Origin of the sequence: Saccharibacillus qingshengii, from assembly GCF_013185195.1 — a bacterium.
Lineage (GTDB): Bacteria > Bacillota > Bacilli > Paenibacillales > Paenibacillaceae > Saccharibacillus > Saccharibacillus qingshengii.
Map to the genome: position 1 here is coordinate 188234 of NZ_JAAZWC010000004.1, position 25609 is coordinate 213842.

Genomic DNA, 25609 nt, shown 5'->3' on the forward strand with positions numbered 1-25609 from the left:
ATGATCGAGAAGAGCTGGGCAATGGACGTCAAGAAAACCGTCGAAGAAATTCAACATACCTATGCGGAATTTACGCGCCTCTCCATTCTGATTGTGGATGGCGAAGGCCGTCCGCTTGTCAAACCTTCCTCTTATCACCCGTTCTTTCAGAAATTGACGGAAACGAACGGGGAAACGCGCGAACGCTTTTGGCAGGAAGTGAGCCATTACGCGGGACTGACACGTCCGGCCATCTGCGATCTTTGGCTGCCGGGCGTCAAATTTATCATTGCGCCTTTCAAGTCTCCGGCCGGAGATGCGGTCTATTATGTGGTGGCGGGCGTGCTGATCGAATCGGGCACGAAGGAAATGCTGGAAGAAGAAGTCGGCAGGGCCGGACTGTACGACGAAGGGCGTAAGCTGCTGCTGGACCTTGTGCTGGAAGCCGAAGAGCTGTCGGGCGAAGAAGCCGAAGTATGGCGCGAAAAAGTCGGCAAGCTGGCCGAAACGGCCGAGCGTATTCTGCGTTCGGCTTATCGGGAAACCTATGTACGCAAACGGCTGGTCGAGCTGCGCGGCGTATTGGCGACTTCCCGCCGCGAGCGCTCCTCGGTCGAGAAGGCTTTCGAACAGTTTATCAATGTCAGCGGGGGAGCCGACATCATCGGATACGCCGAGAAGACCGGACCGGGCGAGTACCGGATCGGGCGGGCAGCCGGCGAAGGAGCCGAAGGGCTGCAGGATGCCGAATTCCGTGAAGGCGAAGGCTTTCTCGGACAGGCCGCGCTGAGCGATGGGCCGATGCAGTGGACCGATATCCAGCGGGACCCGCGTTCGCTGTTCCTCAAACAGCGCGGAATCGGCGATTTCTACGGGCTTCGCTGCTTCCCGGTTCGCGTAGGCGGCGATCAGCTCGGCATTCTGTTTATCATCGGCAAAAGAAAAGTTCAGGTCGATCCGCTGCTGCGCGATTTCGAAGATCTGCTGATTGCACTGGTCAGCGAATATATCGCAAGCGGCGCGGTCGAAGCGCGGATGGAACGGCAGATCCAGCGTCTGCGCCCTCTGATGGAAGTCACCCGCTTTATGATCTCCGCCCAGAATACGCAGCGGATCATGTTCATGCTCGTCGATATGAGCTTGAGTCTGGTCTGGAATCCTTCGTCCGCGATTATCGTGCATGAAAGTTCCAACGGGCAAAAAGTGCAGATCGTATCGCGAGGAATCGCCAACGATTTCGCCGAGCAGTATGCACGCGACGTCGCCAAGCGTATCCTGCGCGAGAATCCGGCGCAGGCGCCCGGCTTCGAACTGTCGCAGACCGAAGAAGGACAGCTGATAATCGAGTATCCGATCGTTTACGCGGGCAAGACCCGCGGTGTCCTGGCCGTATCGCTGAGCAGTGAACAAGAAGCCGAGGAATGCCGCGAAGTGCTGCTGGCACTGGCTACAATGGGGAGCATCATCTTGCAGTCCGTACACGACCAGCAGCAGCTGGGCCTCCAGAACGAACGTTTCCTTCGCCTGATGTATACGTCGGCCAAGATGGGTACGGCCGATCAGGGCAAAAACTCCGATCTCTCGCTCCGGCTGCTGGACGAATACGCACGCTACGGCGGAACGACTCCGGAAGAAGCGGCTCTGCTTCAGCGGGCAAGTATGCTGTCGGTGCTGGACGACGCCGCGCGCCGCGAACTGCACGAAGCGTTCGCTAACGAGTTGGTTGTACTCAAGGAACATCAGACCATGGTCGACTCCGAAGGAAAAACAGGAAATTTCTCCTATTCGCGTCCTGCGCAGCTGCTTAGAACGGCTCTGTATTTTGCTTCCCTGGATGAAGAGACGGCAGGCCGTCTGCATCTGACCGGCGTATCGCCGGAACTGTTCAATCATTTCCGCAAGTTTATGGCGGTCCGTCACACCGTGCAGAGCGAAGTGGTTCTGTCGGACGGAGCCACCGCTTCCTTCAATCCCGCCGAAGCCGAAGAACGGGGAATTGACGCGATCGTCAAAGAGTTCGGGCTGTCGAAGCGCGAGAAAGAAGTGCTGGAGCTGGTCGTGCGTGCTTCGAGCAACAAGGATATCGCCGCCAAGCTGTTTATCAGCGAACATACGGTCAAGAACCATCTGACCAACATTTTCAACAAGATGAGCGTAAGCGACCGGGCCCAAGCGATTGCGCGGGTATTCAATCGGGGAATCGGTTGAATACGCAGCCTGCGGCTTGACGCAAGAACCCCCTGAATCTCTGTACGACAGAGATTCAGGGGGTTCTTTGGTAAGTCCGATAAGAAGGGCTGCACACAAGGCGGAATCAACCCAATAAACCCAGCAGCATAGGAGCTCCGAGCAGGGTGAACAGTGCGGCCAGAATCATGGAGATGCTGGAGACGGTGCCGGTGAGGGCATTCAGCTCGAACGCTTTCGAAGTGCCGGTGCCGTGAGCGCTTGTTCCGAACAGGATTCCGCGGGCGATATCCCCGTCGATCCGCAGCACCTTCACGACCGAAGGACCCATCATGGCTCCCAGCAGGCCGGTCATGATGACGAATACGGCCGTGATCGTCGGTACGCCGCCAATCATCTGCGATACGTTCATGGCAATCGGCGTCGTCACCGAACGCGGCACGAGACTGCTGGCCAGCTCCCCGTTCAGATGCATCATACGCGCGAGCAGAGCGGAAGACAGCATGGCCATGATCGAACCGAATAAGACGCTTGCGAAGATTTCTCCGGCATGCTTTTTGAGCGTTTGCAGATTCTTGTACAGCGGAACGGCAAAGGCGACCGTAGCCGGCTGGAGCAGCTTCGACAACCAGACGCCTCCTTCATTGTAGCTCGAATAAGAAGCATGGGTGGTCAGCAGAACGACCACCAGAATCGCCGGCGTGATGAGCAGCGGCGAGAGATAGACCCGGGGGTATTTGCGATACACCCACTTGGCGGCATAATAAATGACGAGTGTCGCGGTCAGATACGTAACGGCTTGGTTGATCATGATAGGCGGCTCTCCTTTCTTTTGGATAAGACTCCGGCCAACAGGCCCGAACTGGTCATGACGATAAGGGTACTCAAGATCACGACGGCGAAGATGCGGATTCCGTCCTGTTCAAGCATCGGGATATAATTCATGACGCCAACAGCGGCGGGAATGAAGAACAGCAGAAGCTCGGCGAGCAGCCAGGTGGCGCCCAGTTCGATCCACTCCAACTTGACGATGCGGAACTGGAGCAGCAGGAACAAGACCAGGATGCCGAGGATGCTGCCGGGCAGCGGAAAGTGCGTCCAGACCGCCAGCCGGTTCATCAGCTCGGAGAAACCCATCAGAATCGCGATTTGAATCGCGGCAAGGCCTACTTTTTTCATAAGGACGCTCCTTTCTGTAATCTCTCTTCTATAATGAAAATTTTACATCTATTCTTTTCATGAGTAAAATGAATAAAAGGAATCAAAATCATTCCTAATAGTTATGGATGAAAAAGGAGCGAACGTATGGAGATCCGGCATCTGACTTACTTTCTCGAAACGGCGAGGCTCAAAAGCTTCACAAAAGCGGCCGAGTCGCTCTATCTGAGCCAGCCGGCGATCAGCAAAGCGATCCGTCAGCTTGAAGAAGAACTGGGCGCGACTTTGTTCGACCGGATTGGCAAGCGTATCGAATTGACCGATGCCGGGCGCGTGGTGGTGGAACAGGCCCAGGCGATTACGCAGTCGTTCTCGAATCTGTCGGCGCAGCTTGGGGATCTGACGGAGCTGAAGCGGGGACATATCCGGATCGGCCTGCCGCCTATGGTGGGATCGAGCTTTTTCCCCAAAGTCATCGGCGCTTTCCACGACCGTTATCCCGACGTGACGCTTCAGGTGTTCGAAGACGGGGCCAAAACGGTCGAATCCGACGTTGCGGAAGGACTGCTGGATATCGGGGTGGTGGTGCTGCCGCTGTCGTTCGACGTCTTCGATTCGTTCCAGTTTGCCGAAGAGCGGCTGAACCTGATCGTTCCGGCCGCGCATGCCCTGGCAGGGGCGCCGAGTGCGAAGTTGAGCGAGCTGGCCCAGGAGAACTTTGTTTTTTTTCGGGAAGACTTTACGCTACATGACCGGATCATCAGCGAATGCCTGCAGGCCGGTTTCCGTCCGAAGATCGTCTACGAGAGCTCGCAGTGGGATTTGATCAGCGAGATGGTGGCGGCCGGACTGGGCGTCGCCCTGCTGCCGGAAACGATCTGCCGCCAGGCTTCGGGCAAAGCCGTCCGCATTGTCCCGCTCCAGGAACCGGCAATCTGGTGGCGGCTTGGCGTGATCTGGCGCAAAGACCGCTATCAATCCTACGCGGCGCGCGAGTGGATCTCGTTCACACGCAGCTGGCTGGGCGGCACTCCGGTAGAAGAGCGTGGAGACTGACCGGAAGACTGACCGATTCGGCATACGAAAAAGGCTTTCTCCTTGTAGGGGAGAAAGCCTCAGGCTGTCGAGAAAGTCCTATTCGTTGTAGAAGATCGTCGGCTGCGGGAGAAATTCGTTCCGGTCGCGTGTTGAAATCGGGGAAAAGGATTGAAATTTAGCGGAATTTCCCCGATTAACGGTGCAAGTTCATATCCTGATTTTGGATGAACTTGCACCACAAAGGCGAACACTGTCGTTCCTACACTGAGTTTCTCCCTTCGCCTCCTCGCTTCTCTCGGAATCAGACTTTCTCGACACGTTGAGGCTTTCTCCTTGTAGGGGAGAAAGCCTTTTTGCCGTTCTTGGGCGGATGGAACGTCTCGAGTCTATTCTTCTTCGAAAGACAGATTCACCGGTTCATCATTCAGTGTGGCGGATGTCTCGAGATGGGTAGTCGGCACGGTGTCCGGGACTTCTTCGAATACGAAGCCGTCGACCCAGACCTGTCCGGAACCGCTCAGCAGAACGCCGAACGAGATCTGGTCGCTCCGGCCTGGGACGTCGAGCACGATCGCGTAGTGGTTCCAATCCCGTGTACCGGTCAGCGTGCGGTTCGCCATGTTGTCGAACTGCAGCGATTCGCCGTCGTCGGCGTCTACGCGCATCCAGAGAGCGGCGAATCCGCGCTTGACCGCTTCCGTTTTGACGAAGGCGGACAGCCGGATTCGTTTGCCTTTGTAGGCATCGGCGCGGAAAGCCTGCATCATCGTGCCGAACTGCCCGGGCGAATCGGCCGAGACCGATTTGAGATAACCGGATCCGGTTCCGCGGTGAACGGTTTTGCGGTCGACCCCCATTTCATAATGGAAAGGATGGCTGCCGCTCATAAACCATCCTTTAATCGGGGAAGCGGTCTGATCGGGTTTCGTTTGCATGGAAAGTTCCTCCTGGTTCAGTATGCCGCCGATCCATCGTCGATAACGTGCGGGCGGCAGACCGTAGATTTTTTTGAATGCCCGTCCAAAAGCTTCCTGTGATTCGAATCCGAACCGAAAAGCCAGTTCGAGTACCCGCTCGTCCGTATGCAGCAGGGCGGAAGCCGCACCGGCCAGTCTTCTTGCGCGGATATACTCCGACATCGTCATGCCGATTTCTTTTAGGAAAATGCGGTGGAAATGATAGAACGAGAACCCGGCCTGAGCCGCGATGTCTTCTCCCGTCAGCTCCTGTTCCAGATTGCGTTCGATATAGTCGATCGTATGTTGTACGGCAGGATGATAGCTCACGTGAACGCCTCCTTGTACCCAGAGTAACAGATGGGAGGGAGCGGCTTTTTGACTTTTTTTGCGGCTTTTATTCTTTCTTTAGAATTGCCTTCTACACTGGGGTCAACGAAAGCACAAGAAAGAGGCGATGAGAAGATGAACACAGCGGAAACGCAAACGACCCCAAGAATCGTGATTCCCCAGGCGGAGCCGGTGCTGGTCGAAATCGGGAATGTCACCAAAAAAGTACGGCGCCGCACGCTGCTGCAAAATGTGTCATTCACGGTGGAACGCGGCGAAATCTGCGGGCTGCTCGGACCCAACGGTGCCGGCAAGACGACACTGATCCGGGCGATAACCGGATTGATCCGGCCCGACTCGGGCGATATCCGGATCGGCGGACGAAGTGTCGTGCGGGAGAGGGAAGCGGCAGCAGCGCATATGGGAGCGATCGTGGAATCCCCGATTTTCTTTCCCTATATGACCGGACGCGATAACCTGGACAATCTGGCGCTGCTGCATCCGAATCTGCCTACCCGCAAAGAGCGGGAGCAGCGGGTGCGCGAAGTGCTGGAGATTGTACGAATGGACAAACGGGCCGACGAGCGAGTCAAGACGTATTCGCTCGGCATGAAACAGCGGCTCGGCATCGCGCAGGCGCTGCTGGGCGATCCCGAACTGCTGATCCTCGACGAACCGGCCAACGGCCTCGATCCGATGGGGATTCGCGAACTGCGGGAGCTGATCCTGAGACTCAAGCACGAACTGGGCAAAACGGTGCTGGTCTCCAGCCATCTGCTGGACGAGCTGCAGAAGATCTGCGACCGGATCGTTGTGATTCGCGAAGGCGAGCAGATCTTTGCGGGCAGCCGGGAAGAGATGATCGGCCGTCATTCGAGTCTGGAAGAAGCTTTCGTGGAGATGATGACTTCATGAGCCTGCTGCTGTACGAGACGGAGAAGTCGGGCGGAGTCCCCTTCGGCAGGCTGCTGCAGGCGGAGTGGCGCAGATTGTGGAAAAGGCGCACCGTTCGCCTCATGGCGCTGGCCGCGCCGCTGATGGCGCTGGTCTCGGCCAAGTATCTGCTGTCGCAAAACGGCGTGCTTCATCCGGGACTGCCGGAATACGCGACGGCGGGCAGCGTGCCGGTGCTGGCGCTGGCCGAGATGCTGATCACCGCATTCAGCGGCATGATGCTGGTGCTGGCCGGCCTGACGGTAACGGAAGAATACCGCAGCGGGCAGCTGCGGATGGGCATGCTGCGCGCCGCTTCGCTGACGCGGATCATGTCGGCCAAGTGGCTGGTTTGTCTGGCCTTTATGTGGATACAGCTGGCCGCGTACTTTGTCTGTTCGGCGGTGGTGGGGAAGATCTGGTTCCCGAACCCCGAAACTTACCCCCTGTTCTATGAAGCGGGACAGGCGACTTACGCCGAGGGACTGCTGTACGATTTGGGGTATTACGTTCTGGCCGCCCTGGTCCTGGCCGCGCTGCTCGCCGTGTTCTTCTGGATTGCCGCCGTCGGACGTTCGTCCACGGTAACGCTGGGACTGGGTATCGGATTTCTGCTGCTGTCGTATCTGCTGCCGACGGTGCTGACGTATTTCCGCCCCTGGTTCGAGACGCAGGCATACGTACGTGTTTATTTTCTGTCCCTGCTGATGATCGAATGGGAAGGCCTTGCGGCGATGCTTGCGAATCTGCACGGACTGCGGCTGTGGAATCTGGGGGTCATAGGGGGATACGGACTGCTGTTTGGCGCCATGACGATGTGGGTCTGGAGAAGGAGGGATTCTTTTGAATAACAAACAAACGGTCGGAATAAGCAATCTGATCCGAAGCGAAGCACAGCGGGTGTTCAAGCGCAGACGAACCTGGGCGGTGATCGCCGTCTATCTGATCTTCGTGCTGCTGGAATGTCTGTTTCTGACGATGATGAATACGAGCTTCTACGATCCGGATCACAGCGTGCCGCTGAATTCGCTCAACACGGCGCCTTTTCTGCTGCGGGAGCTGGCGATTCTGATGAACTTTGTCGTGATTCCGATGCTGGCGGCGGACAGTTTCAACGGGGATGTGTTTTCGGGAGCGCTGCGCCTGGCTTTGATTCGTCCGGTCTCGCGGGTCAAAATGTTTCTGGTCAAATGGGCCGTGCTGGGTGCTGCGGTCGGCGCGATGACCTTGTTCACCTGGGCGGCGGGTACCGTGTTCGGCCGGATCTTTATGCCTGCGGCCGCCGAGACGACGCTGATGGGCGCAGGGACGGTCGGCGGATTGGGCGCGATCGGTTACGGACTCGGATTCTACGGGCTGGCTTTCTGCATTTTTCTGGCCCTGATCGGGGTGGGAGGGATCGTATCGCGCCTGGCGCCAAATCCGGTCTTGGCCTATATCGGGATGCTGGCGGTGATCGTGGGCGGCATTTACGTCTCCGACGGCCTGGCTTTTCTGCTGTCGGTATCCGACTCGATCTTTCATTTCCTCGGGCATACGGGCGGAAGCGACGCTTCGCTCGGTTGGATCCTCTGTGCGCTGCTTGCGGGCTGCGCTATAATGGGGACATGGAGCTGGAGCCGGAGAGAGTGGATGCAGTAGGGGGAACGATCGAACGGACTTTGGGAAAAGAGCGGAAAAAGGAGGTGCGCGATGGCGGAGACGGTGCTGCTGGTCGACGACGAGCGCGATATCGTAGCGTTTATGCGCGATGCGCTGGAAGACGAAGGGTATAAGGTGCTGTGCGCATACGGCGGGGAAGAAGCGCTGGCGCTGCTGCCCTATAAACCCGATGTGGTCGTGCTCGACGTGATGATGCCCGGCATGGACGGGTACGAACTCTGCGGAGCGATCCGCGAGAGCGCGGCTTGTCCGATTCTGTTCGTCAGCGCCCGGCGTTCGGAGGAAGACCGCGTGCGCGGGCTGATGGCCGGAGGCGATGATTATCTGGTGAAGCCGTTTGGCCTGCGCGAGTTCAAGACGAGGATCTACGCGCATCTGCGCCGGGAAAAAAGGGACCGCGGCGCCGCGGACCGTTATCTGCGCTTCGGCGATCTGGCGATCGATGCGCAGGGTCGCGAAGTGCAGGCCGGCGGGAAGCCGCTTGCGCTGACCGGACGCGAATTCGATATCGTGCTGCTGCTGGCGCTGCATCCGTCCCAGGTATTTGCGCGGGAAGACATATATGAACGGATCTGGGGACTGGAAGCGGACGGCGACTCGGCGACGGTAACGGAACATGTCAAAAAGATCCGGGCCAAGCTGGCAGCGGCCGCTCCGGGCCTGAATCCGATTGCGACGGTCTGGGGCGTGGGCTACAAATGGCAGATGTGAAAAAAAAAGCCCGGCAGAGGGGACCTATCGAATCCGCGGGCTCGACAGGCCCGGAGGCCGGCAAAACGCCTAAGGAAAGACGCTTGAAAAGCTTGATCCAGCGCAGTTTCCACCGGACCTTTCTGCTCAGCGTGCTGGCTACGCTGCTGACCTGGGCGGTCGGACTCTCCGCGCTGCTGGTCTGGGGGAATTCGCTGCGGCCCGCCAATTACTACGAGAGCCGAATTCCGCAGATTGTCTCGCAGATCCGGCAGCTGGACCATCCGGTCTCTCCGGCATCGCGCGTCGAAGTAGAGCGGATCGTGCCCGCCGAAGGGATGGGTTACGAGATGTTCGACGCTTCGGGGAAGCGGATGTACGGATCGTATACAGGCGAAGGCGCGATTTGCAGCACGGCGGATCTGCTGGAACGATTGAACGATCCGGCGGCTTCCGGCGGCTATTTCGTGCAGTACGAGCCGCTGACCGGGCCCGGCGGGGAATTCGCCGGAGCGATCGCGCTGCGCTACAAGCTGACGATGGCTTCGGCGAATCCCGCGGAGGCGGTTCCGCTTCTGCTGGGCGGGCTGCTGATGGCGGCGGCCCCGTTCGCTTATCTGTACGGCTTCACCTTGTGGAGCGGCCGCCGGCTGAGCCGCAGGCTTGAAGAGCCGTTCGGGCACCTGATCGAAGGGGCGGAGAAGATCCGCGAGCACGACCTGGATTTCTCGCTGGAGCGGGGCGGAACCGGCGTGCGCGAACTGAACCAGCTGCTGTCCGCGTTCGAGCAGATGCGCGAAGCGCTGCGCGAATCGCTGAGGCGCGAATGGCAGTCGGAGCGCGACCGCCGCGATATGATCGCCGCCGTCGCGCACGACCTCGGCACGCCGCTCAGCGTGATCCGCGGACATGCGGAAGTGCTGCTGGACGATGCGGGGCGGCGTCCGGAACGTGCCGTGCGCTACGCGGAGACGATTCTCGGCGCGGCGGACCGTTCGATCCGATTGACCGCGGATCTGTCGGAAGCCGCGCAGGTAGAACGCCCGGACTTTGCGCTCAGTCCGGAGCCGGTCGACCTGGAGACGGCCGTCCGCGCCAAAGGGCGGGAGTACGCTTTTCTCTGCCGGGAACGCGGCGTGGACTTCGCGCTTGCGGTGCGGGACCTGCGCGCCGAAGACCGGCGCGGCCCGCAGCGATTGGATCAGCACCGGCTTAACCGGGTGCTGGACAATCTGGTCAGTAACGCCCTCCGCTATGCGCCGGAGGGCAGTCTCGTCGCGCTTGAGCTTCGAATCCGGCCCGGCGGGGCCGAATTCGAAGTGCGCGACGACGGCCCCGGCTTCGCGGAAGCCGGGGGCGGCCGCATCTTCGAGAAGTTCTATCGCGAAGATGCGGCAAGGCCTGCCGCCGCCGACCCGGGCGGCGGGCACTCCGGTCTCGGGCTGTTCATCGCCCGGACCGTCGTGCGCCGGCACGGCGGCGAGATCGCCGCGCAGAACCGCCCGGAGGGCGGCGCGTGCGTGACCTTCTCCGTCGCGGAACTCGACTGAGGTCGGCGGGCTTCGGCTTGGCCGCGGCAGAGAAAGGCCGCGATCAAGCCCGCCGGGAGCTGCCGCTGCTGCGCAGCAGCGCAATACGCCGAATGGCCTGCCCGGAGGTCGTTCCGGCCGCCTGGCAGACCGCGCGCCCGAACAGCTGCCGGGCGGCTGTTCGGTGCCGATTGGCCGCGCAGCAGCATAATACGCCGAAATAACGGCAGTAGGGCCGTTATTTTCGCCAATCAGAGCCCTACCAACCAAATAACGTCCTCACAACCGTTATTTGCCCGATTCGGTCTGCCCACAGCGGATCCAGGCCGAAATAACGCTTCTCCTGCAGTTATTTGGGCTTAACCGGCTTCTCCGGCCGAAATAACGGCTCCTGTGCAGTTAGTGGGGTCCAGGCATTGAAGAGATGGAGAAGCCGGTTGAAGACGCCTTCTTACCCGCACCAAAAAGCCCGCCGGGCGGATCCTGCGATCCTCGGCGGGCTTTTCTATATTCATGTTAATCCTGAATCAGGGTCATGCTGTAACCCGTGCGGAGCTTCGCTTCGCCCCCGCTCCTATTCTTCTTCCGAAGCTTCCGGGCGGTCCGGCTGCTGACGGACGTAGCTGCTCGACAGCTCGAACAGCTGCAGCATGCGGTTATACTGGTCTTCCGTCACGCCGGAAGAGGCGGTACCGCCTTTCTTGAGCGGATAATAAGTGCCATCCGCGTAGGCGGTACCGGGGATGAACAGCGTATCGCCGGTAATCAGCGAACCCGACGGCCAGTAATAGCGTTCGGGAATCATATTCTCGTTCTGGTTCAGCAGATCCTGTCCGAAATGGATATGGTCTTGGAGAGAAATGCCGAGCAGGTTCGCCGCCGTCGGCATAATGTCCACCTGGGCGCCAAGCTGGGGCTGCTCGTTCGAAGTCTTCGCGCCGGATCCGAGGATCATGAACGGAATATTCGGCATGTCGCTGTACGTGTAATCGTGGCCGAAGATGTCCCGGGCCAGCGCCAGGTCTTCTTCGCTCATCGAATGCAGCGGCAGGCCCAGGTGATCGCCGTACAGCATCAGCAGGCTGTCTTCCCAGAGCCCTTTTTCCTTGAGTTCGTCGATCAGCAGGCCCAGGCAGTAATCCGCATAATTCTGGGCACGGATATAATCGCCGACCAGCGTATCTTCGTAGCGGTCCGGAAGGGTCATCTTGTATTTTTCTTCCGGGATCGTGAACGGGTGGTGCGAGCTCATCGAAATGATCTGCGCATAGAACGGCTGCTCGGATTCGTCCATCTTTTGCAGCTGCTCGGTCGTCTTCTGGTACAGCACTTCATCGGAAGCGCCAAAAAAGACCGTATCGTCCGTGCCGAAAAATTCCTGATCGTAATAGCGGTCGAACCCGAGAGCGGCGTACAGCTGATTCCGGTTCCAGAACGAGACCTGGTTGGTATGGAACGTAGCCGTCTGGTAGCCGTTTTCTTTCAGCAGTTTGGGCAGACTTGGCAGATCTTTCTCGCCGTAGGCGATAACGGCCGCTTTGCGCGGCGGGATGTAGAACGAGGTATTCACCGTGAATTCGGCATCCGAGGTGTTCCCCTGTCCCGCGCTCTGGTAAAAGTTCGGGAAATACAGCCCTTCGCCTGCGAGCTTGTTCAGATTCGGCGTGACTTCCTGTCCGTCGACCTTGAGGCCGACCATGAAGTTTTGCAGCGATTCCATCTGCAGGATAATCAGGTTCTTGCCTTTGGCCGAGCCGTAATAGGCCGGCGTCTCGGGCGGGGTGATGCCTTTGAGTTCGTCGATTCGGGCCTGGCTGATTTCCTCCAGCGGGACGGGTTCTTCATCGCGGTCCGTCAGCAGGGTGAAGGCTTCGTAGTTGAGAATCCCCATCTTTTCCGCTTTGACGACTTCGTTCATGCTTGCGCGGTTCGGCCAGATATTCATCGTGCACAGAACGAGCGAGAGAATCAGCACGCTGCCGAGCATCCGGCGGCTCATCCGGTGATGCACGACGCTCTCGCGCCAGCTGCGCGCTTTTTTGCTCGCGAAGAACCAGACGGTCAAGATGATGATATCGGTGAAGATCAGCAGATACTGCGGCGCGAGCAGAGAGAATACGCTGTCGCTGACTTCGACAGCCTGGCGGCTCTGGTCAAGCGCATGGTAGCTGACGACGACGCCGTAATATTTGAAATAAATGATTGCCGTAAAGAACAGTGCCGTTACGAACAGGTTGGTCACCATGTACCACAGCAGTTTGCGTTTGGTGGCCAGCCACTCGAACAGGCAGAAGATGATCCAGAGGAACGGGATCTCCGTCAGCAGAGGACCCCAGAGCGGCGTATCCTCGAAGATCGGTCCCCAGGCGATATAGCCTTTAACCAATAGAATCAGCGTGAACAAAATGAAAGGTTGGATGAGTAAGGAACGTACATTTTTGATCGGCTCCACAGGGCAAAGCTCCTTTTCTATAGAGGAAAATGTTAGGGATGCCGCAGAGGTGATCCTGTGCCGGCAGGCCTTTTATATAGGGATAAACCGTTTGGCGCGTTTTGTCCCACTTTGGCGAAAACGCTGCAAATCCTTAGCTATTATGCTCCCGGCCGCAAAAGATGTCAAAACCGTTTCCGATTTGTCGTTAATTTGCTCAAAAAGCTGGTAGTTCGGGCCGATAGAAGATAAAATATCGGTAGAATGCAAATCGATCCGTTATTCCCGACTGTTCGTCGTTTTCCGCTTTTTTTGCGGAAGCGCTCTCGACCCCATGACGCGTGCGCCGGTCTGCCGCCTGCGCATGTCCCGTATAAGGAGGCACTCATGAAAAGAAAGTTCTTCAGCCTGCTCGCAGCATCCGCTCTTCTAGTGACCGTACCCGTCGCCGCGGAAGCATCGAGCGGCAAAGTCGATCGACCCGTCAACCTTCGTTCCGCGCCTTCGGCTTCCGAAGGCAGCGTATACCGCACGCTACAGCCCGGCACCAAGCTTGAAGTGCTGAGCGAACTGAACACGTCCTGGCTCAAAGTCGAAGTGTCCGGCAAGACCGGCTACGTATCGTCTTCCTACATTACGTACAGCAAGGCGTCGGCTGCTGCCGCCGTCAAGCCCGCCGCTTCCGCTTCGACCGTCAAGCCCGCTTCGTCTCCGGTCAAGACGCCTGCCCCGCCCGTCAAGCAGGCTTCGCTGCCCGCTCCGGCCGCCGGTTCGGTTAAGACGTCGGCGGAAACGGTTGTCCCTGCAGAGGTCCCGGCCGCAGCAGGCAGCGGAGTCGTCGTGAAGAACGTGAATTTCCGCGCCGAACCCGTTACGGGCAGCGACGTGTACCGCGTATTGTCGGCAGGCGAGACCTTCGCCGCCGTCGAACTCGCGAACTCCGCCTGGCTCCGGATCACGGATACCAGCGGTGTAACCGGCTACGTCTCCACCAGTTACGTGACGTATACGCTGCCGGGCTTGGGCACGGTTTCCCCGGCTCCGTCCGTTCAGGCTCCGCCTGCGCCCGCTCCGGCGGTCGAGATGCCGGTCGCACTGCCTCTGCCGGTTCTCCCTTCCTCGGATATCCTGCCTGGCGGAACGGTCGCTTCGGGATCGGCCGACCGGGTGATCCAGGATGCGTTGGCGCTGCAGGGGATTACCCATTACGGCTTTGGCCGCAACGAAGCGCCGGTGCTGTTCGACTGTTCGTCGTTCACGCGGTACGTATTCGGCCTGCAGGGGGTCAATCTTCCGTTCGGAACCGCCTACCAGAAAGACATCGGCATTCCGGTGGAGAAAGACCAATGGCAAAAAGGCGATCTGCTGTTTTTCTGGAGCAGTATTCCCGGCTTGATCGGGCATGTGGGCATCTATGACGGCGAAGGCCATCTGGTGCACAACAGCGCCAGCAAAGACGGCGTGGCGATCGCCGATCTCGATCTGAAATACTGGCAGGATCATTACGTGTCGGCAAGACGCGTGCTGCAGTAAACGGCACGGCACCGGGAAGCGGATTCTCGCGCCCGGATGCCCCAAGCGGTTTCCTGCACGAAATCGGCGGTTTTCGCTTTTGCGAAAGCCGCTTTTTTGCGCCATCGAGGACCGGCTGAACTTGCGCAGCCGTTCGTCTATAATGGATAGACGTGCGCAGCCGCTGTTTCGTCTGCCCTATTGTCCCCAAAAAAAGAAAGTCGCCCCAAACGGCGATTTGTTTCACGGAAAGGAGGAATCAAGATGGCTTATCAAGTCAAAACATCGGTTCGTCCGCTGGTTGAGTACGTGTTCCGCAGCGGCAGTCTGGAATCCGGCACCCGCTTCGGCGGCAGTGCGCTGCAGGAAGGAACCCGTATTCACCGCGAAGTCCAGGAGAATTATGGAGAGAACGACCGCAAGGAAGTATTTTTGAAAACGGAATTGACCTGCGCCGAAGGCGAGCTGATCGTTCAGGTGGAAGGCCGCTGCGACGGTCTGCTGCAGGGCGAGGACGGTTCGTATACGATCGACGAGATCAAATCGACGTCGGAAACGGCGGACCAGATCGAATCCGGACATGAGGTCCATTGGGCGCAGGCCAAATTCTATGCCTATATGCTGATGCTGGATCTGAAGCTGGACCGGGTCGGCGTGCGGCTGACCTATGTACACAAGCCGGGCGGCGAGCGCAGCGTGCGGGAAGTCATGCAGACGGCGGAAGAACTGACCGCATTCGTGCAGGAGGTGGCGGAGCGTTACGCGCCGTATGCGCTGCTGCTCAAGAAGCGCGAAGAAAAGCGGAATACCGCAGCCGCGGCACTCCCTTTCCCGTTCGGCCGCTACCGCGAAGGACAGCGTCTGTTCGCCGGAGCGGTATTCAAGACCGTACGCGAAGAGAAAAACCTGCTCGCGCGGGCACCGACCGGTACGGGCAAGACGATCTCGACCCTGTTTCCCGCAATCAAAGCGATCGGAGAGGGACTGGTCGGCCGCATCTATTACCTGACCGCCAAGACGACCACGCAGGCCGGGGCGGAAGAAGCGCTGGGCCTGCTGGAACGCAGCGGCGCCTACCTCAGTTCCATCACGATTACCGCCAAAGACAAAGTCTGCTTCAAGGAAGAAGAAGACTGCGCGGGCGGCCAGTGCCGGTTCGCTATCGGTTATTACGACCGGGTGAACGATGCCCTGATGGATCTGTTCGAACACGAAACGAGAATCACACGCGAGGTGCTGGAACAGTACGCGCGCAAACATACGGTCTGTCCGTTCGAATTCTCGCTTGATGCCGCCTACGCGGCGGACGTCGTGGTCTGCGACTACAATTACGTCTTCGACCCGCGTATCGCGTTCAAGCGGCTGTCCGACGAACAGCGCGGCAAATCGATGCTGCTCGTCGACGAAGCGCACAACCTGGTCGAACGCGGCCGCGAGATGTTCTCTGCGGAACTGCTGAAGTCGGCTTTTCTCGCGATCAAGCGGGGCTACAAAGAGGTGCATGAAGGCGTGCGCGGCGCGGCCGACCGCGTCAACGCGTATTTGATTCTGCTGCGCAAACAGGCCGGAGAAGCGGGACGTTTCGTCGGCAGCGAGCCGCCGGAAGTCATGTTCAAGCTGCTGGAGCCGTTTGTGGAACAGGCGGAGCATGCGCTTGTGACCGTACACGGCAGCGAAGCCGAAGAAGAACTGCTGGAAGCCTATTTCTCCGCGCAGGCTTTTCTGCGGGTCGGGCGGCTGTACGGCGATCAATACGTGACTTACGTGGAGACGGACGGCAGCGAAGTACGGATGAAGATGTTCTGCCTCGATCCGTCGCAGCTGCTGCTCCAGTCATCCAAAAACTACCGCTCCGCCGTTTATTTCTCGGCGACTCTGGCTCCTCTCGGTTTTTACCGGGAGATGCTCGGCTCTGCGGAAGACGATTATACGCTGTCGATTCCGTCGCCGTTCAGTCCCGAACAGCTCGACGTCACGGTGCTGCCGTTCTCCACGCGCTTTCGCGACCGCGAACGGACGCGGGATGCGCTGGCGGGAGCACTGGCCGACACGGTGAACAAGCGTCCGGGCAACTACCTGTTCTTTTTCCCGTCGTACGCTTATTTGCAGGAGATCCGGCAGGCGTTCGAGACGCGCATCGACCCGGGGGAGATCGAGATTCTCGGACAGGATGCGGGCATGTCGGAACTTGCGCGCACGGGGTTCCTCGACGCGTTCTCGGCGGATCGGGAGAAGACGCTGGTCGGTTTCGCCGTCATGGGTGGCGTTTTCTCCGAAGGGATCGACCTGGCCGGCGACCGCTTGACAGGCGTGGCCGTGATCGGGGTAGGCCTGCCGCAGATCGGGCTGGAGCGCGATATCATTCGGGATTACTACAACGATCGGAGCCGCAACGGCTTCAACTACGCTTACGTCTACCCCGGCATGAACAAAGTCCAGCAGGCGGGAGGCCGTCTGATCCGGACCGAGGAAGACCGGGGCGTGCTGATCCTGGCGGACGACCGCTTTTTGCAGGAACCTTACCGCTCGCTGCTGCCGGACGAATGGGGAACGAAATAACGCGGCCCGACGAAAAAGAAACCTTCGCCAATCCGGCGAAGGTCAACGTGTCGAGAAAGGTCTGAACTCAAGTGAAGCGAGGAGGCGGAGGGAGAAATTCAGTGTAGGAACGATAGTGTTCGCCTTTGTGGTGCAAGTTCATCCAAAATCAGGATATGAACTTGCACCGTTAATCGGGGAAATTCTGCTAAATTTCAATCCCTTTCCCCGATTTCAACACGCGACCTAGAGCCTTTCGAAGAAAGGCACATCGTAAGCATCCGCTAACGAATTTCTCCCGCAGTTGACAAGCTTCTCTTACGAATAGGACTTTCTCGACAGCCTGACCTTCGCCAATCCGGCGAAGGTTTTTTTGGCGTACAAAAATTTGGGGTTGAACCTGACGTAACGTCATGTTTTATAGTGGGGGTAAGAAAGGGGAGAAGGTCATGCAGCCATTTGGGTTTGAACGTTCGGAGGAAGACCGGCTTGTACAGGGAATCGACGCAGACAATCGGGTGCGAATCTTCCATATCGACAATACGAAGCTTGTACGCCAACTGTTGGCCCGCAGCAAGCAGCAGGCACCGCTTCTTGCCGCGGCCTTGGCGCAAAGTTTCTCGACGCTTTGCTTACTGACGGGTACTCTCAAAGATACACAGCGGCTCACGTTCAAAATAGTTTCGAAAGAACTGCGCAGCCGGATCTTTGTCGACGCGGATGCCGAAGGGAACGTGAGGGCGTATCTCTCGGAAGAACCTGCCGCGGTTTCCGAAGGGAGTATTCGCTGCATCCGGGCTTCGGGAACCCGCCAATTTACGGGGATTACGGATCTGCCCTACGACAGAATGGATCTGAATCTGGAACACTATTTCCGGCAGAGCGAACAGATCGATACCTGCCTGCGTACCCGGACCGATATAAGGGAAGGCGTCTGCGTATCGTCGGAAGCCTTATTCGTTCAAGCGCTGCCGGGAGCGCCTGCAAGCTTGATGGCGCAGCTGCGCCGCAGCCTGCGCAGCGAAGAGTCCTGGCATGATCACGAGTGGGTATCCGGCATGCGGCGATTGGGGGAACGTCCGGTTCGCCTGCAGTGTTACTGTTCGCGCGAGATGCTTGCGGGAATGGCGGCGTGGTCCAGCGGAATGGCCGGCGATTCGCCGTCTGAAGCGATATGCCGCGTGTGCGGCAGACGTTACGAAGTTTGAGCGGTAGCCGTATGCACCAAGCCGATTCAGAGGAGGAACAGCCTATGCAGAACTATTGGAAGACCGGAGAGCTGTGCGCATTGACCGGGTTGACGCTCAGAACGCTGCGCTATTATGACGGGATCGGATTGTTTTCTCCGTCGGCGCATACAGCTTCGGGGCACCGCTTGTACACGCCGGAAGACCTGTCCCGGCTGCAGCGCATCTTGTCGCTCAAGTCGGCGGGGCTTGCGCTCGAAGATATTCGCCGGATCCTGGGCGGAGAACAGGATCGGACGGCGGAGGCAATCGGCATGCAGATTGCGCGGCTGAGAGAAGAGCTGAAATCCAAAAACCGCTTGCTTCGGGAGTTGGAAGAAGCGCTGCGGACCGTCCAATCCCGGCAGGCGATGAGCGTCGAAGAATTGACCGTGCTGCTGGGAGCGATGAAAGCGGGGCGGGATGAATATTTTACGAAAAGTCAGCTTCAGGGCATGCTCAGCTATTACAAAAGCAGCGATTCCGCTTCACTCGATTCGGCTGCGGAACGGTTTGCCCATGTCGTGCGCATGCTGCGGGTCGAAATGGAGAAAGGGACTCCCGCAGATTCCGCAGCCGTGCGGCAGCTGGCCGCGCAGTGGCGGGAAATTGCGTTTGCTTTTGGAGGAGACGATCACCATATGCGAGAAAATGCCGAACGTTTCCATTCCGAAAATCCGGAATTCTCGCTTCAATTCGGACTGGACGCCGATCTGTACGCTTACATCACCGAGGCCCTCGTATGAGGGTCTTTCGGTCAAAGTTGACATTCGTCGTTTCCGGGCATACAATTAGTTAGCTAATAGATAGGCAGGCTAAATATTAGTCGACCTAAGTAGATTTTCTTTTGCAAAACGTATCCCTATGCCGATAACGGAAAACAGAAAGGAGCAGCGAAATGGAACCCCGTATAAGCCCCCTGGCCCGCGAACTGATGATTACGATCCGCAAGTTCCAGCACAGGGGCAAGAAGAAGCATTCCGGACCGATGGCCGGCCGCAAACAGAGCGAAGGCATGCTGTTGATGGTCCTGCGCAGCCGCGTCGATCATGGCGAGCCGGGCATCATGGTATCGGAAATCAGCCGTATTCTGGATGTGGCGTCGCCGACCGTAACGCAGCTGATCAAGGGCCTGGAAGCGGACGGTCTTGTGCTGCGCGGTTCCGATCCGTCGGACCGGCGGGCTGTGCGGATTTCGTTGACGGACGAAGGCGTGCGGGTTACCGATTCCTTTATCCGCGAGATGGAATCGATGGTCGGCGGATTGACGGATTATCTGGGGGAAAAAGATACCCGGCTTCTGGTTCAGCTGCTGAACCGGACTCACAATTATTTCGCCGAGCGCGAGAACGAAGAGTCCGGGCAAGAGAAGGGCGCTTGTGCGTCCGACGATAAAGGAGAGAGACCGTTATGATGAAATTGTTTCGCATGCTGAAGCCTTACCGGGTCGGCGTCGTTCTGGTCCTGTTCATGGTGCTCGTGCAGGCCCTGTCGGAACTGTATCTGCCGACGCTGATGGCGGATATCGTCGACAAAGGTATTTCGAACGGCGATATTCCGTACATCTGGCAAATCGGCGGGTTGATGCTCGGAGTGGCGATGATCGGGATGATCTGTTCGATCGCGGCGAGTTATCTGTCCGCCAAAGTCTCGCTGGGCTTCGGCCGCGATCTGCGCAGCCGGGTATTCTCGCACGCGCAGCGTTTTACGCTCAAAGAGTTCGACCAGTTCGGCACGGCGTCGCTGATTACGCGTACGACCAACGATATTACGCAGATTCAACAGGTCCTGACCATGATGCTGCGCATGATGGCCATGGCCCCTATGATGATGATCGGCGGCATTATCATGGCCGTCTCCAAAGACGCCAAGCTTTCTCTCGTCCTGGTAGTCGTCATTCCGGTGCTGGCGCTGCTGATTCTGCTGATCGGCCGCAGCGCGCTGCCGCTGTTCAAAGCGATGCAGAAGAAGATCGACCGACTCAACCTTGTACTGCGCGAGAATCTGACGGGCATCCGGGTCATCCGGGCGTTCGGCCGCGAGAACAGCGAGCGCGAACGCTTCGACGACGCCAGCGGCGATCTGAGAGATACCGCGATTCGCGTCAATAAGATCATGGCATTTATGATGCCGGCCATGATGCTGATCCTGAACTTTTCGACGATCGCCATTATCTGGTTCGGCAGTATTCGGATCGACGCGGGCCAGATGCAGCTCGGCAACCTGATGGCCTTTGTCCAGTACGCGATGCAGATCCTGTTCTCCCTGATCATGGTCTCGATCATCTTCGTCATGGTTCCGCGGGCGTCGGTATCGGCCGGACGGGTCAACGAAGTGCTGGAGGCGATTCCCGATATTACGGATCCCGCTTCCCCAACCGCTTCACGGCAAAAAGGCTGGCTTGAATTCCGCGATGTAACGTTCAGCTACGACGGAGCGGAAGAACCCGCGCTCTCGAACATTTCGTTCGAAGCCGGTCCCGGCGAAGTCACGGCGATCATCGGGGGAACCGGCTCCGGCAAATCGACGCTGGTCAGTCTGATTCCGCGTTTCTACGAAGCGTCGGAAGGTTCCGTACGGGTGGACGGAGTGGATATCCGCGAGATGAAGCAGGACGAACTTCGCCTGAAGCTCGGGTATGTGCCGCAGAAGGCGCTGCTCTTTACGGGGACCGTAGCCGAGAATATCCGCTACGGCCACGATTCGGCGACCGATGAAGAAGTGCGCCAGGCGGCACGGACGGCCCAGGCGGCGGAATTCATCGAAACGCTGGACGAAGGTTACGATTCGCCGATTTCCCAGGGCGGATCGAACTTGTCGGGCGGACAGAAGCAGCGTCTTTCGATCGCCAGGGCCTTGGTACGCCGGCCGGAGATTTATATCTTCGACGACAGTTTCTCGGCCCTCGATTTCAAGACGGATGCAAAGCTTCGGGCCGCGCTCAAGCAGGAGACGCAGGATTCGACCGTTCTGATGGTCGCGCAGCGGGTCAGCACCGTTATGGACGCGGACCGCATCATTGTGCTGGATCAAGGACGGATTGCCGGAATCGGCACGCATGCGGAATTGATGGAGAGCAGCGAAGTGTATCGGGAGATCGTCTCTTCGCAGCTGTCGGCGGAGGAGATTGCGGGATGATGAAACGCAGCTTTGCAGCCTCAACGCCGGTCCTCCAATCGCTTCGGGAAGGGGAAGCCTATTATGAGTGAACAGAAAAAAGCGCCGCACCGGGGACCCGGTGGAGGCCCGCCGGGAATGGGTCCCGGAGGCATGGGAATGCCTGTTGTCAAACCGAAGAATTTCAAAGGGACGCTGAAGCGTCTTGCACGTTATCTCTCCCCTTACAAGTTCCATCTGCTGGTCGTGCTGATCACGGCCATTCTCAGTACCGTATTCAATATTTTGGGACCGAAAGTGATGGCCAAAGCGGTTAACCGGCTGAGCGAAGGCGTGATCGCCAAAGCGCAGGGAATTCCCGGAGCCGCGGTCGATTTCACCTACATCTGGCAGATCATCATGATTCTTGCCGGACTGTACGTGTTCAGCGCCCTGTTCGGTTACATCCAGCAGTACGTGATGGCCGGCGTCGCCCAGCGCACTTCCTACAGCCTGCGCAAAGAGGTCAAGGAAAAGCTGGACCGGCTGCCGCTTAAATACTACGACAAGCATCCTTACGGCGATGTACTGAGCCGGGTCACGAACGACATGGACAATATCAGCAATACCCTCCAGCAGAGCATGACGCAGATCATTACGTCGCTTGTGACCATCATCGGCGTCATCATCATGATGCTGACGATCAGTCCGATCATGACGCTGATTACGGTGCTGACCATTCCGCTCAGTCTGGTCGTGACCATTGTCATCGCCAAACGTTCGCAGAAATATTTTGCGAGCCAGCAGCGTTCGCTCGGCGACCTGAACGGACACGTCGAAGAAATGTACAACGGCCAGCGGGTCGTCAAAGCTTACGGACGCGAAGAAGCTTCTCTCAAGGAGTTCGACCGTCATAATGCGGAGCTGTACGAATCGGGCTGGAAAGCCCAGTTTATCTCGGGCATGATTATGCCGCTGATGTCTTTCATCGGCAATATCGGATATGTCTTGATCTGTGTGGTCGGCGGTATCTTCGTGACCAACGGGCGGATCAACATCGGGGACATTTTGGCCTTTATCCAATACGCCAGACAATTCTCGCAGCCGATTGCGCAGACCGCGAACATCGCGAACATCATCCAATCGGCGATCGCTTCGGCGGAGCGGGTATTCGAGGTGTTGGACGAGGAAGAACAAACGCCGGACCGCAAGCTGGAACGCCACTTGACCGGCAAAGGCGAAGTGAAGTTCGAGCATGTGCGTTTCGGTTACACGGAAGAGAAGATGCTGATCAACGACATGAATATCCAGGCGGCTCCGGGACAAACCGTCGCGATCGTCGGACCGACCGGTGCAGGCAAGACGACGCTGATCAACCTCTTGATGCGCTTCTATGAATTGAACGGCGGAGCGATCAAGATCGACGGCGTGGATACGTCCGAAATGGACCGCAAACAGCTGAGAGGGCTGTTCGGCATGGTGCTTCAGGATACGTGGCTGTTCGGCGGCACGATTCGCGAGAATATCGCGTATGGACGCGAGGGCGCTACGGAAGACGAAATTGTGCGCGCGGCGGAAGCGGCGAGAGCCGATCACTTTATCCGTACGCTGCCGGAAGGCTACGACACGGTGCTGAATGAAGAAGCGTCGAACATTTCGCAGGGACAGAAGCAGCTGCTCACGATTGCGCGCGCCATACTGGCCGACCCCCGCATCCTGATCCTGGACGAAGCGACAAGCAGTGTCGATACCCGGACGGAGATCTTTATCCAGCAGGCCATGGGCGAGCTGATGAAGGGCCGGACGAGCTTCGTGATCGCGCATCGTCTCTCTACGATCAAGGGAGCCGATTTGATTCTTGTCATGAATCAGGGCGAAGTGATCGAGCAGGGGACACACGACGAACTGTTGGCCGCAGGCGGGTTTTATGCGGATCTTTACAACAGCCAGTTCTCGGAAGAAGCCGTATAATTCGGCGGCGGACTTTTCGGGTCCGAAGCTTTCGGGCCCGGGAACCTGCCAATCCGATCCTCCGATATCCCGAACAAACAAGAACCGGCAGCCGCTGCCGGTTCTTTTTGTGCGTTTGGCTGCGTAATTTGCATTTTTTTGACCTTAAATCCATCGATTTAATGAATTTCGCATATTTATTCGATATAATGAGGGAAGGTTTTACTTGCCTGAAGCAAGCGCCTTACATACCGTCCGAACAACTATCATAACGCAAAGTGGGTACCGATTTATGATCTCTGTCCTTGTCTCAGGTTTAACGGAGAATTGGAACGGCATGCTTGTCGTTCTGTCGCTGTCGGTCGCGCTGCTCTCCGCTTATTTGGCTTTTGGTTTGGCCATGGGAAAAAGCTGGACGGGAAAAGGCAAGAAGCGGCTTGTTACCGCCGCCGCTGCCATCGTTCTCGGAATGGGAACCTGGTGGGTCCATGTTATGAGTCTGCTGTCTTATCATCATCGCATTGCGCTGCATTACGAGCCTAAGCTTGCCGTCTCGGCTGTAGCGATTTCCAGTTTGTCCGCATACATAATGCTTCTGCTGTTCGGCAGACAGAAGCCTCTAACCAGCCGCCTTGCGGGCGGCGTGTTCGGCTTCGGCGTGACCGTCATGTCCGCTCTGGGCTTGTTCGCGCTGAGACCCGCCCTTGTGGTCGCCATTGATCCGGTCGTCGGTTTTTTCTCGGTGGCGATTATGTTTATTGCTTGCTACTTTGCTTTGTATGTGCTCGGCAACTTTCGCCATTCGGCCTCGTCCGCTTTGTCGAAGCCGGTGGCCGCGCTGATTCTCGGTTCGGGCATATTCGCCATGCAGTATGCGCTTCTGGGCGCGCTGCGGATCGACGGTCTGCGTTCCCCCGCGGCCGTACTTGGCTATACCGAACTGCCTTCCTCCTATGTGGTGGCCGGCGTATCGGTGTTGGTCTCGCTTATTTTGTGCATCACCTGGATCTTCATGGTGTTCGAACGCCGTACGCTCAAGCAGATCGCATTCCTCGATCCGCTGACCGGTCTGCGCAATCGTTACGCGCTTCCGGAAGAATCGGAACGCCGCCTTACCGAGAACCGGCTGGGTTCGATGGTCCTGATCAATCTGGACCGTTTCAAAGTGATCAACGATACGCTGGGCCGCGATCTCGGCGACATGCTGCTGGCGCATGCCGCGCGGCGTATCGATACCCGGATCCAAGAGAGCGAATCGCTGTTTCGGATGGACGGGGATGAATTTCTGCTGGTCGGAACCGAAAAAGATCCGGCGCGGCTGCTGCAGCGGGTAAACGCCCTGCTCGAAGAAATCAGTCGGCCGTACATGATCGAAGGCAACGAACTGTATGTGACAGCCAGTGCCGGCCTCAGCTTGTTTCCGATTCACGGCAAAGACCGTCCGGCCCTGCTGAAAGCGGCGGATGCGGCTCTGTACCAGGCCAAAACCTCCGGCAAAGACAAAACCGTTTTCTTCAATGCCGGAATCGGCGGGCAGCTCAGCCGCAAGATGGAGCTGGAGAAAGATCTTCGGTTGGCGCTTGAACACCGGCAGTTTTTTATCGTGTACCAGCCCAAGTGGGATGCGCGTCTGGGCAGCGAAGCCGGCTTCGAAGCCCTGCTTCGCTGGCAGCATCCGGAAAAAGGAGTCGTTTCGCCGGGCGAATTTATTCCGATCGCCGAAGAAACGGGGCTGATCGTGCCGATGACCCGCTGGATGCTGGGCGAAGTGTGCCGGCAGAACAAAGCTTGGCATGACGCGAAGACTTTTCGGGTCTGCGTTTCGATCAATATGTCTTACCGGGTATTCGAGAGTATGACTCTGTTCGATATGGTCGACGAAGCGCTGTGCTCGAGCGGCCTGCCGGGCCCTATGCTCGAGCTCGAAATTACCGAGTCGATCGCCATGAAAAACATGGAGATCACGCTCTCGCAGCTTCAAGAGGTACGCAATCTGGGAGTCAAAGTCTCCATGGACGATTTCGGAACCGGCCATTCTTCGCTGGGCAGACTGGACGAGATCCCGGTGGATACGCTCAAGATCGACCAGTCTTTCGTCAAGAGCAGCGACCTGGTCTCCAAGCAGGCTTTGATCGTCGGCATTATCGGAATCGCGCGTCTGCTCGACCTGGAAGTAGTCGCGGAAGGCGTGGAGACGAGAGAGCAGGCCGACTTCCTGTTATCCCGCGGCTGCATCTTGATGCAGGGTTATTACTACGGGCGTCCGATGCTTCCGCAGGAAGTCGAAGCCGGCGCCTGGAAGATCACGGCCGCTCCGCAGCAGGCTTATACCGCCGATTGAAGATTCAGGCAGAGCCTTCTCCTGGTTTTCCCGGTGTCGTGCGATCTTTCGAT

General features: G+C 58.0%; 20 protein-coding genes. 16 read left to right on the plus strand and 4 right to left on the minus strand.

The window, feature by feature from the left end:
- The gene (locus HRQ60_RS23875; protein ID WP_281358056.1) at nt 1-2187 is read left to right on the plus strand and encodes a LuxR C-terminal-related transcriptional regulator; all 2187 of its coding nucleotides are present in this window, start codon (nt 1-3) and stop codon (nt 2185-2187) included.
- Nucleotides 2188-2293: 106 nt separating this feature from the next.
- On the opposite strand, the gene HRQ60_RS05765 is transcribed toward HRQ60_RS23875, so the two are convergent.
- Nucleotides 2294-2977 (minus strand): CidB/LrgB family autolysis modulator, encoded by a 684-nt coding sequence (locus tag HRQ60_RS05765; RefSeq protein ID WP_172194680.1) that lies wholly within the window; start codon nt 2975-2977, stop codon nt 2294-2296.
- Nucleotides 2974-3345, minus strand: coding sequence for a CidA/LrgA family protein (locus tag HRQ60_RS05770; protein WP_172194681.1), 372 nt, complete (start codon nt 3343-3345; stop codon nt 2974-2976). Before HRQ60_RS05770 ends, HRQ60_RS05765 begins: the two co-directional genes overlap by 4 nt.
- A gap of 126 nt (nt 3346-3471) precedes the next feature.
- Here HRQ60_RS05770 and cidR point away from each other — a divergent pair, with 126 nt between their 5' ends.
- A complete protein-coding gene (gene cidR / locus HRQ60_RS05775) occupies nt 3472-4380 on the plus strand; it encodes a cidABC operon transcriptional activator CidR (RefSeq protein WP_172194682.1) in 909 nt (302 codons plus the stop codon).
- Between the two features lie 368 nt (nt 4381-4748).
- On the opposite strand, the gene HRQ60_RS05780 is transcribed toward cidR, so the two are convergent.
- Nucleotides 4749-5648, minus strand: coding sequence for a helix-turn-helix domain-containing protein (locus HRQ60_RS05780; RefSeq protein WP_172194683.1), 900 nt, complete (start codon nt 5646-5648; stop codon nt 4749-4751).
- Nucleotides 5649-5783: 135 nt separating this feature from the next.
- Between HRQ60_RS05780 and HRQ60_RS05785 the strand changes: the two genes are divergently transcribed.
- The 6 genes from HRQ60_RS05785 to HRQ60_RS05810 all read left to right on the plus strand — a co-directional run bounded on the left by HRQ60_RS05785 (nt 5784) and on the right by HRQ60_RS05810 (nt 10686).
- Nucleotides 5784-6563, plus strand: a complete 780-nt coding sequence (locus tag HRQ60_RS05785; RefSeq protein ID WP_172194684.1) for an ABC transporter ATP-binding protein — start codon at nt 5784-5786, stop codon at nt 6561-6563.
- Complete coding sequence (locus tag HRQ60_RS05790; protein WP_172194685.1) at nt 6560-7432, plus strand: ABC transporter permease; 873 nt, start codon at nt 6560-6562, stop codon at nt 7430-7432. The genes HRQ60_RS05785 and HRQ60_RS05790 overlap by 4 nt, the downstream gene beginning before the upstream one ends.
- Entirely contained in the window at nt 7425-8222 is a 798-nt protein-coding gene (locus tag HRQ60_RS05795) for an ABC transporter permease (RefSeq protein ID WP_172194686.1), read from the plus strand. Before HRQ60_RS05790 ends, HRQ60_RS05795 begins: the two co-directional genes overlap by 8 nt.
- A 51-nt stretch (nt 8223-8273) precedes the next feature.
- Complete coding sequence (locus tag HRQ60_RS05800; protein ID WP_172194687.1) at nt 8274-8954, plus strand: response regulator transcription factor; 681 nt, start codon at nt 8274-8276, stop codon at nt 8952-8954.
- A gap of 83 nt (nt 8955-9037) precedes the next feature.
- Complete coding sequence (locus HRQ60_RS05805; RefSeq protein WP_172194688.1) at nt 9038-10483, plus strand: HAMP domain-containing sensor histidine kinase; 1446 nt, start codon at nt 9038-9040, stop codon at nt 10481-10483.
- A gap of 17 nt (nt 10484-10500) precedes the next feature.
- Complete coding sequence (locus HRQ60_RS05810; protein ID WP_172194689.1) at nt 10501-10686, plus strand: hypothetical protein; 186 nt, start codon at nt 10501-10503, stop codon at nt 10684-10686.
- A gap of 350 nt (nt 10687-11036) precedes the next feature.
- On the opposite strand, the gene HRQ60_RS05815 is transcribed toward HRQ60_RS05810, so the two are convergent.
- On the minus strand, nt 11037-12914 hold the full coding sequence (locus HRQ60_RS05815) for a sulfatase-like hydrolase/transferase (protein WP_172194690.1): 1878 nt from the start codon (nt 12912-12914) through the stop codon (nt 11037-11039).
- Nucleotides 12915-13280: 366 nt separating this feature from the next.
- Between HRQ60_RS05815 and HRQ60_RS05820 the strand changes: the two genes are divergently transcribed.
- From HRQ60_RS05820 to HRQ60_RS05855, 8 genes are all read left to right on the plus strand, one after another.
- On the plus strand, nt 13281-14426 hold the full coding sequence (locus HRQ60_RS05820) for a C40 family peptidase (RefSeq protein ID WP_172194691.1): 1146 nt from the start codon (nt 13281-13283) through the stop codon (nt 14424-14426).
- Nucleotides 14427-14669: 243 nt separating this feature from the next.
- Nucleotides 14670-16964, plus strand: a complete 2295-nt coding sequence (locus HRQ60_RS05825; RefSeq protein WP_172194692.1) for a helicase C-terminal domain-containing protein — start codon at nt 14670-14672, stop codon at nt 16962-16964.
- 428 nt (nt 16965-17392) lie between these two features.
- The gene (locus tag HRQ60_RS05830; RefSeq protein WP_172194693.1) at nt 17393-18151 is read left to right on the plus strand and encodes an Hsp33 family molecular chaperone HslO; all 759 of its coding nucleotides are present in this window, start codon (nt 17393-17395) and stop codon (nt 18149-18151) included.
- A gap of 44 nt (nt 18152-18195) precedes the next feature.
- Entirely contained in the window at nt 18196-18915 is a 720-nt protein-coding gene (locus HRQ60_RS05835) for a MerR family transcriptional regulator (RefSeq protein WP_172194694.1), read from the plus strand.
- A gap of 152 nt (nt 18916-19067) precedes the next feature.
- The gene (locus HRQ60_RS05840) at nt 19068-19583 is read left to right on the plus strand and encodes a MarR family winged helix-turn-helix transcriptional regulator (RefSeq protein WP_246281144.1); all 516 of its coding nucleotides are present in this window, start codon (nt 19068-19070) and stop codon (nt 19581-19583) included.
- The gene (locus HRQ60_RS05845) at nt 19580-21307 is read left to right on the plus strand and encodes an ABC transporter ATP-binding protein (protein ID WP_172194695.1); all 1728 of its coding nucleotides are present in this window, start codon (nt 19580-19582) and stop codon (nt 21305-21307) included. Before HRQ60_RS05840 ends, HRQ60_RS05845 begins: the two co-directional genes overlap by 4 nt.
- A gap of 63 nt (nt 21308-21370) precedes the next feature.
- On the plus strand, nt 21371-23236 hold the full coding sequence (locus HRQ60_RS05850; protein WP_172194696.1) for an ABC transporter ATP-binding protein: 1866 nt from the start codon (nt 21371-21373) through the stop codon (nt 23234-23236).
- 316 nt (nt 23237-23552) lie between these two features.
- The gene (locus tag HRQ60_RS05855) at nt 23553-25556 is read left to right on the plus strand and encodes a putative bifunctional diguanylate cyclase/phosphodiesterase (protein WP_172194697.1); all 2004 of its coding nucleotides are present in this window, start codon (nt 23553-23555) and stop codon (nt 25554-25556) included.
- Nucleotides 25557-25609: the final 53 nt, after the last annotated feature.

Coding starts and splice junctions, on each gene's coding strand:
- HRQ60_RS05835 (WP_172194694.1), top strand. CDS start 18,196: ATGCAGAACTATTGGAAGACCGGAGAGCTGTGCGCATTGACCGGGTTG.
- HRQ60_RS05800 (WP_172194687.1), top strand. CDS start 8,274: ATGGCGGAGACGGTGCTGCTGGTCGACGACGAGCGCGATATCGTAGCG.
- HRQ60_RS05825 (WP_172194692.1), top strand. CDS start 14,670: ATGGCTTATCAAGTCAAAACATCGGTTCGTCCGCTGGTTGAGTACGTG.
- HRQ60_RS05820 (WP_172194691.1), top strand. CDS start 13,281: ATGAAAAGAAAGTTCTTCAGCCTGCTCGCAGCATCCGCTCTTCTAGTG.
- HRQ60_RS05770 (WP_172194681.1), bottom strand. CDS start 3,345: ATGAAAAAAGTAGGCCTTGCCGCGATTCAAATCGCGATTCTGATGGGT.
- HRQ60_RS05850 (WP_172194696.1), top strand. CDS start 21,371: ATGAGTGAACAGAAAAAAGCGCCGCACCGGGGACCCGGTGGAGGCCCG.
- HRQ60_RS05845 (WP_172194695.1), top strand. CDS start 19,580: ATGATGAAATTGTTTCGCATGCTGAAGCCTTACCGGGTCGGCGTCGTT.
- HRQ60_RS05830 (WP_172194693.1), top strand. CDS start 17,393: ATGCAGCCATTTGGGTTTGAACGTTCGGAGGAAGACCGGCTTGTACAG.
- HRQ60_RS05785 (WP_172194684.1), top strand. CDS start 5,784: ATGAACACAGCGGAAACGCAAACGACCCCAAGAATCGTGATTCCCCAG.
- cidR (WP_172194682.1), top strand. CDS start 3,472: ATGGAGATCCGGCATCTGACTTACTTTCTCGAAACGGCGAGGCTCAAA.
- HRQ60_RS05790 (WP_172194685.1), top strand. CDS start 6,560: ATGAGCCTGCTGCTGTACGAGACGGAGAAGTCGGGCGGAGTCCCCTTC.
- HRQ60_RS05840 (WP_246281144.1), top strand. CDS start 19,068: ATGGAACCCCGTATAAGCCCCCTGGCCCGCGAACTGATGATTACGATC.
- HRQ60_RS05765 (WP_172194680.1), bottom strand. CDS start 2,977: ATGATCAACCAAGCCGTTACGTATCTGACCGCGACACTCGTCATTTAT.
- HRQ60_RS23875 (WP_281358056.1), top strand. CDS start 1: ATGATCGAGAAGAGCTGGGCAATGGACGTCAAGAAAACCGTCGAAGAA.
- HRQ60_RS05855 (WP_172194697.1), top strand. CDS start 23,553: ATGCTTGTCGTTCTGTCGCTGTCGGTCGCGCTGCTCTCCGCTTATTTG.